Source organism: Paenibacillus sp. Soil724D2 (assembly GCF_001427935.1).
Taxonomy (GTDB): Bacteria; Bacillota; Bacilli; order Paenibacillales; family NBRC-103111; genus Paenibacillus_E.
Genome location: NZ_LMRY01000034.1, coordinates 230,296 through 243,501, shown reverse-complemented (window position 1 = coordinate 243,501; position 13,206 = coordinate 230,296). Strand labels below are relative to the sequence as shown.

The 13,206-nt window shown below is 46.6% G+C and carries 7 protein-coding genes; 5 read left to right on the top strand and 2 right to left on the bottom strand.

Annotation, left to right across the window (positions count from 1 at the left end):
• The first annotated feature begins 158 nt into the window (after nt 1–158).
• Complete coding sequence (locus ASG85_RS25280) at nt 159–5,765, top strand: hypothetical protein (RefSeq protein ID WP_060648079.1); 5,607 nt, start codon at nt 159–161, stop codon at nt 5,763–5,765.
• A 164-nt stretch (nt 5,766–5,929) separates the two neighbouring features.
• Here ASG85_RS25280 and ASG85_RS25275 read toward each other — a convergent pair whose 3' ends face one another.
• Both ASG85_RS25275 and ASG85_RS25270 read right to left on the bottom strand, forming a co-directional pair.
• Nucleotides 5,930–6,916 (bottom strand): Gfo/Idh/MocA family protein, encoded by a 987-nt coding sequence (locus ASG85_RS25275; protein ID WP_060648078.1) that lies wholly within the window; start codon nt 6,914–6,916, stop codon nt 5,930–5,932.
• On the bottom strand, nt 6,913–7,923 hold the full coding sequence (locus tag ASG85_RS25270; protein WP_057304725.1) for a Gfo/Idh/MocA family protein: 1,011 nt from the start codon (nt 7,921–7,923) through the stop codon (nt 6,913–6,915). The genes ASG85_RS25275 and ASG85_RS25270 overlap by 4 nt, the downstream gene beginning before the upstream one ends.
• A gap of 140 nt (nt 7,924–8,063) precedes the next feature.
• On the opposite strand from ASG85_RS25270, the gene ASG85_RS25265 reads away from it, so the two are divergent.
• The 4 genes from ASG85_RS25265 (at nt 8,064) to sdaAA (ending at nt 12,515) form a co-directional block, all read left to right on the top strand.
• Entirely contained in the window at nt 8,064–8,954 is an 891-nt protein-coding gene (locus ASG85_RS25265) for a helix-turn-helix domain-containing protein (RefSeq protein ID WP_060648077.1), read from the top strand.
• A 142-nt stretch (nt 8,955–9,096) separates the two neighbouring features.
• Nucleotides 9,097–10,839 (top strand): protein kinase domain-containing protein, encoded by a 1,743-nt coding sequence (locus ASG85_RS25260; RefSeq protein WP_060648076.1) that lies wholly within the window; start codon nt 9,097–9,099, stop codon nt 10,837–10,839.
• Nucleotides 10,840–10,949: 110 nt separating this feature from the next.
• Nucleotides 10,950–11,627: an L-serine ammonia-lyase, iron-sulfur-dependent subunit beta gene (gene sdaAB, locus ASG85_RS25255; RefSeq protein WP_060648075.1), complete on the top strand. Its 678-nt coding sequence runs from the start codon at nt 10,950–10,952 to the stop codon at nt 11,625–11,627.
• Nucleotides 11,628–12,515, top strand: a complete 888-nt coding sequence (gene sdaAA / locus ASG85_RS25250; protein WP_057304729.1) for an L-serine ammonia-lyase, iron-sulfur-dependent, subunit alpha — start codon at nt 11,628–11,630, stop codon at nt 12,513–12,515.
• Nucleotides 12,516–13,206: the final 691 nt, after the last annotated feature.

The window sequence follows — 13,206 nt, the reverse complement described above, 5'->3', positions numbered from 1 at the left end:
ATTAAAGAAATTTCATGGTTATGTGAGATGCTATGATAACAAAGACGGAGGGGGGATTAGCCAGCAGGATACGGATAATTGCTTCTTTACGATCATTCGAACAAAGGAGGTTATTATTGTTTTGAAAGCGCTATCAAAATAAGGGGAGGATGAGTTGTATGATAAAAAGGAAGCTGTTTTTCTTGATTGTTCTCATCATGACGATGATAGTTCCTTTAAGCTTATTCGGAATAAGGGCCGCTAATGCGGAGACCATACCGTATAAGACGATCATCATCGATGACGGGAGCATCACGATCGATGGTGTCGTGACCCCTGATGCGGATAACGTGAATAACGGATATTCGGCACCGAATTGGACCACAAGTACAGGGGTGAAGGGGTATAATAATTCCAGTTCCAAATATACGAGCACAGTAGGGAAAACCATATCGTGGAATCCGCGTTTGGAAGCAGGAACAGCGAGAATATCGTTCTACAAGCTTTACTGGGAGGACAAAGCGGATAGCAATGTAAAAATCGAAATCGCTCATAATGGAACGACGGATGTCCTATTTATGGATCTGAGGCCTTCATTCGGGGCGCCTGCGGGATGGGTAGATTTGGGAGAGTATTATTTCTCCGGGGTTGGTGAAGAATTCGTTAAATTGACTCGGTCTACCAGCACCACCAGCACGATACTTACGCGTGCTGACGCGGTCAAGTTCGAAGGGAATATTCAGCAGAAAGAGCCTCATAAGACGATCATCATTGATGATGGAAGCATCACGATTGATGATGTCGTCACCACGGATGTAGATAACAAGAATAACGGATACTCGGCTCCTTATTGGAGCACAAGTACAGGAGTGAAGGGGTATAATAATTCCAGCTCCAACTATACGGATGCGGTGGGAAGAAGCATCACATGGAATCCGCGATTGGAAGCAGGAACGGCGAGAATATCGTTCTACAAGCTTAATTGGGCGGATAAAGCAGATAGTAATGTCAAAATCGAAATTGTGCACAACGGGATTACGGATGTCATGTTTATGGATCTCAGGCCTTCGTCGGGCCCATCTGTCGGATGGGTAGATTTGGGGGAGTATTATTTCAGCGGTAATGATACCGAATTTGTCAGGCTAACTCGAACGCAACCTACGACGGGGACCATCATTACCCGTGCAGATGCGGTCAAGTTCGAAGGAAATATCCGGCAGCAAGCTCCACCGTTGCCTCCGCTGCGCAGCCGCACATTGGCGAATCTCAGTTATACGGAAAAAGGCAGCATCGAAAACACAAATTATAAGGCGACCTTCTATGAAGCTGCTTGGGATGGAGGCAAATCCATCGTTCGTGATCTGTTCTATAAGGACACGGATACGGGGAACTGGGTGCCAATCAATAATACGGCGGAAAGACTTGAAGAACAATGGGTCTTATTGGATGGGAATGCGGGGAGTCGAACCAATTACTACGATACAATGAACAAACGCTGGATTACATTCGACGGGGTTCATTTCCCTGACAGCCACACGGCGGTGTTAACCGATTCTTTGCATGAAGACGATTACGATTTGCAAGTGAACTGGTCCATGTCAGGGGATAAACCTGATATTTCCTTCGCCTTTACACCTCGCCGGGATGGCAATTATGTGATCGGCTATCAGTCTTTCACAACAGAGCTAATCTCTGGCGTCAATGAAGTGTTAAATGGTTTCAGGTCGCATGCAAAAATGGTGGGTTCGGTGGAATCAACAAGCTTAAGGGAGTTGAGCGCTCCGATGAGTCTGGTTGAAAAGAATGACGGTGCGGGGAACGCTTTGACGTATGGCGTATTTGTACCGTCGGAAGAGCTTCCGGTCGAGTTTGAACCGACGGGAGGCGTTACCAAACAGCGGCTGGGCATGAGTCTTGTCAACAACGAAGGCAGCGTGCAGCCGATCCTTTATGCTCCTCAGCTAGGGACTTATTCGCAAATGACCGCGGAAAGCACGTATCAGTTTCATATGGGGCTAATCGCTCAAAGCAGTAATCTGTATGAGGCCTACGGGGATATTCTCCGCAGTGAATACGGTTATTCAGCATACCGGGAAAATGTCGCAGATCAGTCACTTACTGACGCGATGTTCAATATGATCGATCTGCTTAAGATAGAACCGCAGGGGGACGATTCTGTTAATTATGTTCCGTCACCTAGCGGTTGGTGGAACCGGGCTAAGGGCTTCATTGATATCGAGAATGAGGATAGTGTGCGAACAACATCGAATGCGGCTCTTCTGGGTGCTTATTATTTGACCGGGGATGACCAACTTTACGATACGAGGGCGTTGCCGTCCATTCAGTACGGAGTATCACGAAATGGCATCGGTTGGTCACCGACACAAAAGCCCGTATATAGCGTACCGTCGTTATGGAAAATGGCAACCTTGCCGTTCGATGTGTCAAGCGTTGCCGCTGTCAATCAAATGCTGGGCACTTCGGCAGGCATTGGGGCGCTGGGGCAGGAAGAGTATCTTGTGCGAGATCCGGACCAGAAGGATCGGGGGCCAGTCATTCAGCCACTTATGATGTATCGTATGACCGGAGATGCGCAGTATTTACAGGATGCCAAGGATGCAGCCGATAGCTATATCGCTCAAAATATCGATACACCTGCATCCGTAAATGTGAGTAAAAATGAGTTTATTTATTATTATAGCAAATTGTGGATGGAGATCTTGGAGCTGTACGAGGAAACGCAAGATCCCAAATACTTGAATGCCGCGTACAAGGAAGCCAAACAGTACGCGACCATGTTCGTTGCTCGTCCGGTTCCTGAAGGCACCGTTACGATTCCGCAACCGGAGACGTATAATTACGCGGAGTCGTTCCACTGGCCGGAAAGTGGTAAATACGCATATCCTAGGAGCAAGCTCCCTGAAGATGTAGCTGGTGGCGTACAAGCGGACAGTTGGCTTGTTTCTCCTAATGGGTTGACGTTTGAAGCAGGAAGTACAACTGGCTATTATCGGATGAACGCGCAGGAAGCGCCATTCATGATGAGATTGTCGCTCTATACAGGCGATAAACTGCTGCAGGATATCGCTCATAATGCGGTCATCGGGCGATATTCCAGCTATCCAGGTTATTACTATAAAGGCTTCGCCGTTAGTCAATTGGAGCCGGATTTTCCTCTGGAAGGTCCAAGCGGGGCTACATCCATCTATTATCACCATATGCCAGCGCAGCTCGGGCAAACGATGGATTATCTGATCAGCGAACAATCGCTGAAATCGAATGGGAGTATTACATTCCCTTCCGTATTCGAAACTAATTTTTTATGGTTCAAATATCACCTATACGGGAATAAACCAGGTCAATTCTACGGCAACTCGAACGTTTGGCTCTGGATGCCCAAAGGGATTATCCAGACCAACCATCCGCAATTGAACTGGATAACAGGGGAGAGCGGGAATAGGTTCTACATCGGATTAAGTAACGAATCAACTGCTGAGGTACAGACTCCGATCGAATTGAATGCGCAAATCATTGGGTTCGACCCGCAACAAGATTATACCGTAACCATCATCCGCGATAATGGCACACCAGAGCAAGCGGTTATGAGTGGTGGAATCATTCAGGCCACAGTATCAAGCAAGGGAATAACAGCTATCATTGTGGAGGGACTAGACATAGATGTGCCGCTGCACCAGATTAGAACGGCCGATCCATCGGATGCAAGCTATTTTTTCGATGTTCACAGTCCAATAGATGCTGTTAAAGGTATGCTAATCGTCAAGCCCGACGAAACGTCCTACGATGCTTACGTGGAGGCAAAAACGACGAAACCGGCGACGATCCATTACTCCTTGGATGGAGGAGCCACGTACACAACCGTTCCAGATACGATCTATCCGATGGAATGGTCGATACGGGTCAACGATCTATCCCAAACTTTCACGTATTATGTGGAATCGGACGGCAAACAGACTCGCAAGCGGACGCTATACCTGCCTGATCAGGTAGCGGCAACGCCGGTCCAACCGTTATGGCACGATGGATCATCCATCATTGTAGATAATACGGAGGCGGATACAGAAGGCGTCTGGATACGAGATACAACAGCCAATGACTATTACTACGATAACTATGTGTATGCCAAATCGACTGCCGGTACAGCGACAAGCAAGATTGCCTGGCGACCAGATCTTCCTGAAAGTGTCACTTACAGCGTGTATTACAAGCTGCCGCAAATAACAGCTTCAAGCGAAAACTGGGCAACCAATGCCTCTTTTACCGTTTATTATAGCGGGGGCTCCGAGACGGTTACCGTTGATGAGTCTGCGGCCAATGGGACGTGGGTGTTCCTGGGAGCCTATCCTTTTGCGGCAGGGGATAGCGGGTATGTCGAACTAACCAATAAGGCCAACAAGTCACGGGTAGTTGCCGATGCCATGATGTGGGTGGACCCTAATCGGATGCTGCAACTGGAGTCGGTGGCCATCAAGTCGGATCGGGACGAACTGCAGATGACTCAAGCTGCTCAACTGAGCGTAACCGGCTATTTAGAAAACGGCCTGATCGGTGATCTAACCCAGGCAAACGTGCAGTATTTCGTTGATAGAACTGATCTGGCCACAGTGGACAGTAACGGTTTGCTGACCCTTCAAAGCCTTGATGGAGCCACGGATCATATCGAGGTGTGGGCCACGGTAACGATGGACGGAGTGACCTTAACAACACCGTCTTTGACAATACCCATCAGGGAGCTGACGGTTATTGTGGACAGTACGAATACGACCGGGTTTTACACGACAGAAGGGTCATGGAGCCAAAGCAATTTAGCCGGCTACAAAATTGGAGTTAAGTCCCGTTACTCTACAGTTCAAGGATCATCGGCAACGTGGAAGGCCCAGTTTCCAGAGGGAAAATATAATGTCTCCATCTACAAAATCGTTCATACGACGGCAAACGATAATCATGTCAAAGTGGAAGTGAAACATCAATCGGTTACCGAGGTCACGTATATCGATGCGACAGCCGGGTCTTCGGGTTGGGTTAATCTTGGAACGTTCGACTTTACAGGAGACGGCAGCGAGTATGTTCGTTTAACCAGGAAGACTCCGACTACGGTAGATCCACCAACTCTTCCTGCGGACATGATTTATACGAGGGCTGATGCAGTCAAGTTCGAACGGCAATCCGTCAGTCCGGCATTGCTTGCGAACGGGGTGCCAGGTAAACCGACACTTTCGAATAATAGTGGTGTTGCGACAGGCTTACATGATGGCAATTATGAGGTTACGATGAATATGTGGTGGGGAAACAATGGCTCACTGTATAAGTTGTACGAGAATGGCCAATTGATCCAAACGAAGTCGCTGGCCGATGCATCGCCAGCAGCCCAGACTTCCATTATTCCAATTCAAGGTAAGCCAAACGGAACCTATGTGTATACATGCTTGTTATCGAATTTGTATGGAACGACTTCATGTGATCCACACACCGTCACCGTGGCTGATGCGAATCCTGGCAAACCTGTGTTATCCAGCGACAACTGGGATCAAGATGGGAACTATACCATTACAGCTAATATGTGGTGGGGCACGAACGCAACACAGTATCGATTATATGAAAATGGCGATCTTATTGAAACGCAATCTTTATCTTCACACACACCAAGTGCCCAATCGGCCATTACACAAATTTCAGGAAAAGCTCCTGGCATTTATCAATATCGCGGCGAGTTTATGAATGGAAGTGGAACAACGGTAAGTGATGTTATACAAATTATTGTAAAATAACCCTAAGAGCTGAGTGGATGAGAACGATCCATTCGGCTCTTATATTTCTTGGGAATTTAGTATTGAACTATGCTGTACCGAGGACTCCTAGAGCATCGACGTTCCCATTCGAGTGGAGAAGAAGCTTTTCTCTCGCTTGTTTCCATGCCTGTACGGAAGTAACCTTATAACAAAACGGGCTGCCCCAGTTCTACGGATTTGTAACCCGCTAAGGCGACAACGGTTGAACGTAATCCATCTTCCCCGGTGATCGGTACCTGTTCGCCATTCAGCAGCGCATAAACGAATGACCTCACCAAGTAATCATCCATGGAGTCACCCCAGAAATTCCATACGCCTTTTCCATTATCCATACTATATAGCTCGTTTTTCTGAGCAAAACCATCGATCGCAATGGTTCCTTTCGTACCGATGATCGTCATTGTCACGTCTCCCCAAGTAGGGAATGACGCGTTCCGCGACCAGCTTGTGTCCAAGACGCCAAACACGCCATTGGCGAACTTAACATGTATCATACCAGCATCATCGATATCCAGATGATCATTAAATAAAGTGGCTGAATAGGCGTAGACTTCTTTCACTTCGGATTTGGTAATCCAATTCATCAAGTCCATGACGTGAACGGTATGATCCAACAAAGCTCCGCCACCGGATAACTCTGATTGGAGGAACCAACCGGAGGGAAGCGAACCGCGATTTGTGCCCTTAATGGCTATGATATCGCCAATTTCTCCCTGTTCGACCGCTTCCTTCGCTTTAATAACCGAAGCCAAATACCGGCATGGAAACGCAGTCATAAGCTGAACGCCGTTGTCCTTACAAGCGGTAATCATGGCTTCCATTTCGGAGACGGAAATGCCAAGCGGTTTTTCACAAAGCACATGCTTGCCGGATCTCGCAGCCGCTATTGTTAACTCTGCGTGATGGGCATTTTCCGAGCAAATGACGACTGCGTCAAAATCTGTAGCGAGCAAATCCTCATAATTTTCATAATAGGGCAGTCCATAATTGGTCGTTACTTCTGCTACGCGGCTTTTGATCTCGTCCGCGATACCGATGATTTCGACATTTGGCATGGCCCTGAACGAATTCAAATATGAGTATGCATGGCCGTGCGCAAAACTGATCATACCTACTTTTAATTTCTTCATGCTGTTTCCTCCCCGAGCTTTGAGCTAAGCTGCAGCCCCACAGACTTCCCTGTCCGTACCGATTCCAGCGCAGCCATGGTAATTTCTAGCGCCTTATAAGCATCGTTAGCCGTTACGATGGATTCGCTTCCATCTCGAATGCATTGAATGAAATGAGATAACTCCAAGTCATAGGGGCTAGAGAAGCCTGGACTTTGCGGAACTTCTGCGAAACGTCTGTCTTCTGAATCGGAAGGGGCCTTGCAGATTTGCAGAGAACTGCTTTTTTGACTGTCGCTTCGTATGATGCCTTTGCTGCCCGCAATTTCCACGGCGGTTTGGAAAGGTCCGTGATATCCCCAGAATGCTTCGAGATTGGCAACTGCCCCGTTTTCAAAAAGAAGAGTGACCAGAGCGTAGTCGATGTCATTAACACGTTGATTCAAGCCATATACCGACTTAACTTCTCCGATCGCCCAACGTAAAAAGTCAATATCATGTATCATTAGATCGGCAATAACGCCGCCGCTTTTATCCGCTTCGTAGAACCAAGGTCTGAGATTCCCGGGATGTGAGCCTATCCGTTTGGCATGAACTACGCCGACTCTGCCTAATTTCCCCTCATCGATGGCTTGTTTCATTTGTACATATTCGGGGAAAAAACGAACAACGTGTCCGACAAAAAGGCGAACGCCATTGTGTTCGCAACATTGGATCATAGCTTCTGCATCTTCTAATTGAAGCGCAAGCGGTTTTTCACAAATCACATGTTTACCGGCTTCTGCCGCTTTCAACGTATATTCTTTATGTAAAAAGCTTGGTAATGTCACACTGATGACTTCGAAATCAATCTCTTCCAACATGGTTTCAAAGGAATTAAATGCACGTGCCCCTGTTTTCGTGGAAAGTTCTTGCGCTAGCTTGAAATCTGTATCGCAGACGCCAACAAGCTGCACATCGGGCATGTTAACGTAACTAAGGGCGTGTACATTTCCCATCCCCCCGCAACCGATAATGGCTACTTTCATGCAAACTCACTCCTCACTTTGATGTATAATTATTTCTAACTAATCTTTATCATATGCGTATTACAGGTTACCGTATATGCGGACATTTATTCTTTTTGTATCCATATTAGTGCTGATTGAAAGTGCGGTGATTGAAATCTATGGAAATTTTTAAAGAGCCGATCCCCTATCAAAACGCGTCGTTATGTATGAAGGTGTGGAGATTTACCCAGTCGGGAAAAGAACAGAAAGAATTGAATCCCTGGCACTACCATAAAGAGGTTGAGTTGATACTGGTTGAAGAAGGGACTCACGAAATTCAGACGCCTAATCATGTCTACTCGCTTAATGCCGGGGATGTGGTGGTTATCGGTTCTTCCCAATTGCACAGAGGACGAAAGATCGGCGATAAGGATCTCGTCTACATCGTGCTGCACATCGACCTTCAACCTTATTTCGATCCAGCTATGATGATGTATTACCGGCATTTTTTAGAAATATTTCATCCATTAGAAGAGCTGAATTACATTTTTCAGGAAAACGAAAAGGTGAAGAAGAAAATTGGCATGATTATCACGGATACACATAATGAGGTTATGGGCAAAAATAAAGGCTATGAAATCGCAGTCAGCATGCATATCAAGCATCTACTCTTGATGCTGTTTCGCAATGACAACCGGGAGTTGTTAACGACGCATGTCAATGTGGATGCCGATGTTGATATCATTCGGTCGCTTGTTGCTTATGTGGATGACCATTTGACAGAGAAAATAGACATGGGAGCAGTGAGCCAAATCGCTGGTATGAGTTACACTTACTTCTCCAAATATTTCAAAAAAAAGATGGGATCCTCGTTTACCGATTATGTCAATCAAAAGCGTATTTCCAAAGCGGAGCGGCGGCTTGTTACCGAAAACCGCAGTGTGAACGAAATTGCCGAGTCTGTTGGGATAGAGAATATGGCTCATTTCTACGAGTTGTTTAAACGATTCAACGGATGTACACCTAAACAATATCTTCGCAAAATGAGTGTGGACAGCCAAATTAAATAAATGTTCATATATCTTCGAAAAGCGATCATTTCTCCTAGTTCCACAAGGGAGGGATCGCTTTTTCACATGTAAGGGCGAATTGTCGTCGAATATGTTACTATGATGAAAGACTCTACCTTTTTTGATTAAAGGAGCCGACATCATGATTACCGTAACTGGTTATCAAATTCATCAAGTTATTTTTGAAGACCCAACGATTATCGTTTGCCACGCTACCTCTGATGAACATGCTTGCGAGGTGCTTTTAAAGATTGTTAAGGAAGGCCATAGAGCGATTATAGAAAATGCGAAGGTTATTAATGAATATGAAATAGCCGGAAGTTTAAATATACAAGGTGTTATCAAACCAATCGCCTTATTAAGACAAGGAAATGTCCTAGTCTTGGCTAGTGAATGGGTACATGGATTGACACTGCGTCATTTTGCTCAATCTGGTCAGATATCTATTCCTGTTTTTCTTAAGATTGCGATTCAAATAGCGCGTGTGCTGGAGCAACTGCATAAAATACATATCGTACACATGAATATAAGACCGGATACGATTGTCGTAGTGCCATCCTCTTTACGAGTTAGTTTGACGGGCATGGGACACTCCGTGTTATCGATAGACGGGGGCAGACAAGCAAGGAACATGCCGCTTATTGAGGGCTCTCCCCCTTATATGGCACCAGAGCGTACGGGGCAATTGAACCGCGTTGTGGATGGAGGCACCGATCTTTACTCTTTAGGGGTAACTTTCTATGAAATGCTAGCAGGTCAACTTCCTTTTCATGCGAAGGATCCGCTAGAATGGGCTCATGCTCACTTAGCCAAAACGCCTCTTCCATTATTAACATTCAATTCGCAAGTACCTGCGATTATCGATGAGATCATAATGAAACTTCTTGAGAAAACAATGGATCGCAGATATAAGAGTGCGTATGGATTGCGAATGGATTTAGAGAATTGCTTGCAGCAGTGGGAGGCAAACGGCGATTGTGAGCGATTTAGGATTGCTCAGCAAGATGGGCCGCTGCTGTTAGAGATAAATCGTGATTCTTCGGATAAACCTATCATGTTATCAGAGAGAACAGAATTTGAGACAAGCGAGACAAGCAACGGATACTCACAGGTGCTAGAACTAGCGGCCGTCATGCGAGCCTCTCAAGCTTTCTCAGAAGAGACGGATTCCTATCATCTCCTCTCTAAATTAATGAGTATTTTAATCGAGGTTGCTGGGGCGCAAAGAGGTTGTTTCGTAGCCATACGTTCAGCGGAACTTTATGTGGAGCAGATTGTGGAAGCGGAAAGCAGAGAACAGCCCTTAAGGGGAGGAATTCCGTTAAGTCAGTATGAGAACGTTTGCCAGAACTTAATCAGTTATGTAGCCATTAAGCGTCATTTTGTCATCCTGGAAGATGCAGTAAGGGAAGGACTATTTACACAAGACCCCTATGTCCAACTGCATAAACCCAAATCCGTATTAGGGCTGCCTATCATTGCACAAGGGGAACTGCAGGGAGTGCTTTATTTGGAAAATAATTTGACGTCTGGTGTTTTTGCTGCAGAGCGGTTAGGTGTCTTGCACATGCTGGCTTCGCAAATCAACTATGTGCAAAGATTGCTAGGTTATTACGGCAGTTCGCAGAGCATTCAAGAGCCTAAGATCGGAGGAGCACTTACGTCTCCCATTGTCCCTTTAACAGAACGGGAGATTGAAGTCTTGCAGTGGATGGCGGCAGGATTATCCAATAAAGAAATCGCAGTGCGATTAGTGATGTCCGCGGGGACAGTCAAGGTGCATATGCGAAATCTTTTCGGTAAATTGCACGTCAATAACCGCGTGAAGGCAGTCACTGTGGCCACACAATTGAATTTGCTCCAAGCCACTCCAATTGCTGAATGAGATTGTGATAATATGAGAATATAAGGACGCATTGAAGACTTGTCTTTATTGTATTGGCTTCATACAATGGGAGTAAAGGTAACGACACTATATGTTAGGAGAGCTGCATGATGCGTTTTAAAGATGTGTTTTCGATCATCGGACCATCTATGATCGGTCCATCAAGCTCTCATACCGCGGGAGCGGTCAGGCTAGGACGTGTTGCCAGACAACTGCTTGGTGAACAGCCGAAGAAGGTTGAAATCATACTATACGGTTCCTTCGCCGATACTTACCGGGGGCATGGCACCGATTTGGCTCTCATTGGCGGTCTACTGGATTATGAAACCGATGATCCGCGTATTCCTGCTGCTGCCGAAGAGGCTGAAGCGCTTGGTGTGGAGATTGCCTTCCTTACAAGTAAAGATAAGGCTGATCATCCCAACACCGTTCGATTCATACTTTCTTCGGATACACGGGAATTGAGTATGACGGGAGCATCAATCGGCGGAGGCAATGTTGAGATCGTTAATGTGAATCAATTTGATGTGAAATTTACAGCGGTATACCCTACTTTAGTTATTTCCCATCATGACCGTCCAGGAATGATTGCAGATATTACTGCCTTATTGGGGCGCAGCGAAATCAATATCGGTTTCATGGATTTGGATCGGAAAGGCCGCGACCGGGAAGCGATGACAGTGATTGAAACGGATGTATCGATTCCGGATTCTCTAATCCAAGAGCTTAAGAATTTAAGTATGATATTCGAAATAAAAAAAGTAGACCTCGCAGAAAGAGGCGAATAAATGAGATTCCGGACATTGAAACAATTAACGGAAGTATGTGCTTCCGAAGGATTAACTATTGCAGAAGTCATGCTTGCTGACCAAAGCCAAGAATCAGGTAAATCACCTGAGTATGTATTCGAGAAGATGCGGGCGTATTACCAAATCATGAAAGAAGCTGTCGCCAAAGGATTGACGGAAGATACAACATCCCGAAGCGGGTTGACAGGAAAAGATGCTCAGCGTGTTGCGAGCTATATGACAACGACAGAAGCGTCCTTAGGCGAAGAAGCATGCAAAGCGATGGCCTATGCACTCGCCGTATCAGAAGTCAACGCATCCATGGGACGTATTATCGCTACGCCGACGGCTGGCTCCTGCGGAATTATTCCGGGTGTTTTCATTAGCAGTCAGCAGCGATTTGGATGGGATGACGACCATATGGTAAAAGGCTTGTTAAGCGCCGGTGCCATCGGTTATGTCATCGCCAACAACTCCTTCGTCTCCGGTGCTGAAGGAGGATGCCAAGCTGAAGTTGGGTCCGCCATTGGTATGGCGGCTGGTGCGTTAGTGGAGCTTCGCGGCGGTACGCCGGAACAGGCGATGCACGCAGTGGGGCTTGCTCTGAAGAACACATTGGGGCTCATATGCGACCCCGTTGGCGGTTTGGTTGAAATTCCTTGCATTGTCCGTAATGGATTCGGTGCGGTTAATGCGATGGCAGCAGCCGATATGGCTTTGGCCGGTGTCAGATCCGTCATCCCTTCGGATGAAGTCGTTCAAGTGATGTATGAAGTAGGCACGGCAATGCCGGAGAAACACCGGGAGACAGCCAAAGGCGGCTTAGCTCAGACACCGACAGGCCAACAAATCATGAAAGAGCTGAATCTGGGTAAGAAGCAGCGTTAGAAATCAAGTCTGTGGGTGGGGTTTTCGCCTGCGGGCTTTTTTTGTTCGTCATCCGAAGGATGTTTCATTCTTAAGACAGTCTGGTGATCATATTCCCAGGAAATTCGGGATTCGCCCCACCTGAYGCAGAATGCTGCTGAGACGATGTTTTTCATCGTTACAGTGGTGGGAGTGCGAGAAATTGACTCCGTAACGATGAAAAACATCCTTAAAGTCGCTGGGGTCGRCCCCATCAGGCGCAGAATGCTGCTGAGACGAAGTTTTTCATCGTTACAGTGGTGGGAGTGCGAGAAATTGGCTCCGTAACGATGAAAAACATTCTTAAAGTCGCTGGGATTCGCCCCATCTGAGGCAGAATGCTGCTGAGACGATGTTTTTCATCGTTACAATGGTGGGAGCGCGAGAAATTGACTCCGTAACGATGAAAAACATCCTTAAAGTCGCTGGGGTCGACCCCATCAGGCGCAGAATGCTGCTGAGACGATGTTTTTCATCGTTACAAAGGTGGGAGCGCGAGAAATTGRCTCCGTAACGATGAAAAACATCCTTAAAGTCGCTGGGGTCGAYCCCACCTGACGCAGAATGCTGCTGAGACGATGTTTTTCATCGTTACAGTGGTGGGAGYGCRAGAAATTGRCTCCGTAACGATGAAAAACATCCTTAAAGTCGCTAGAATCGACCCCATCAGGCA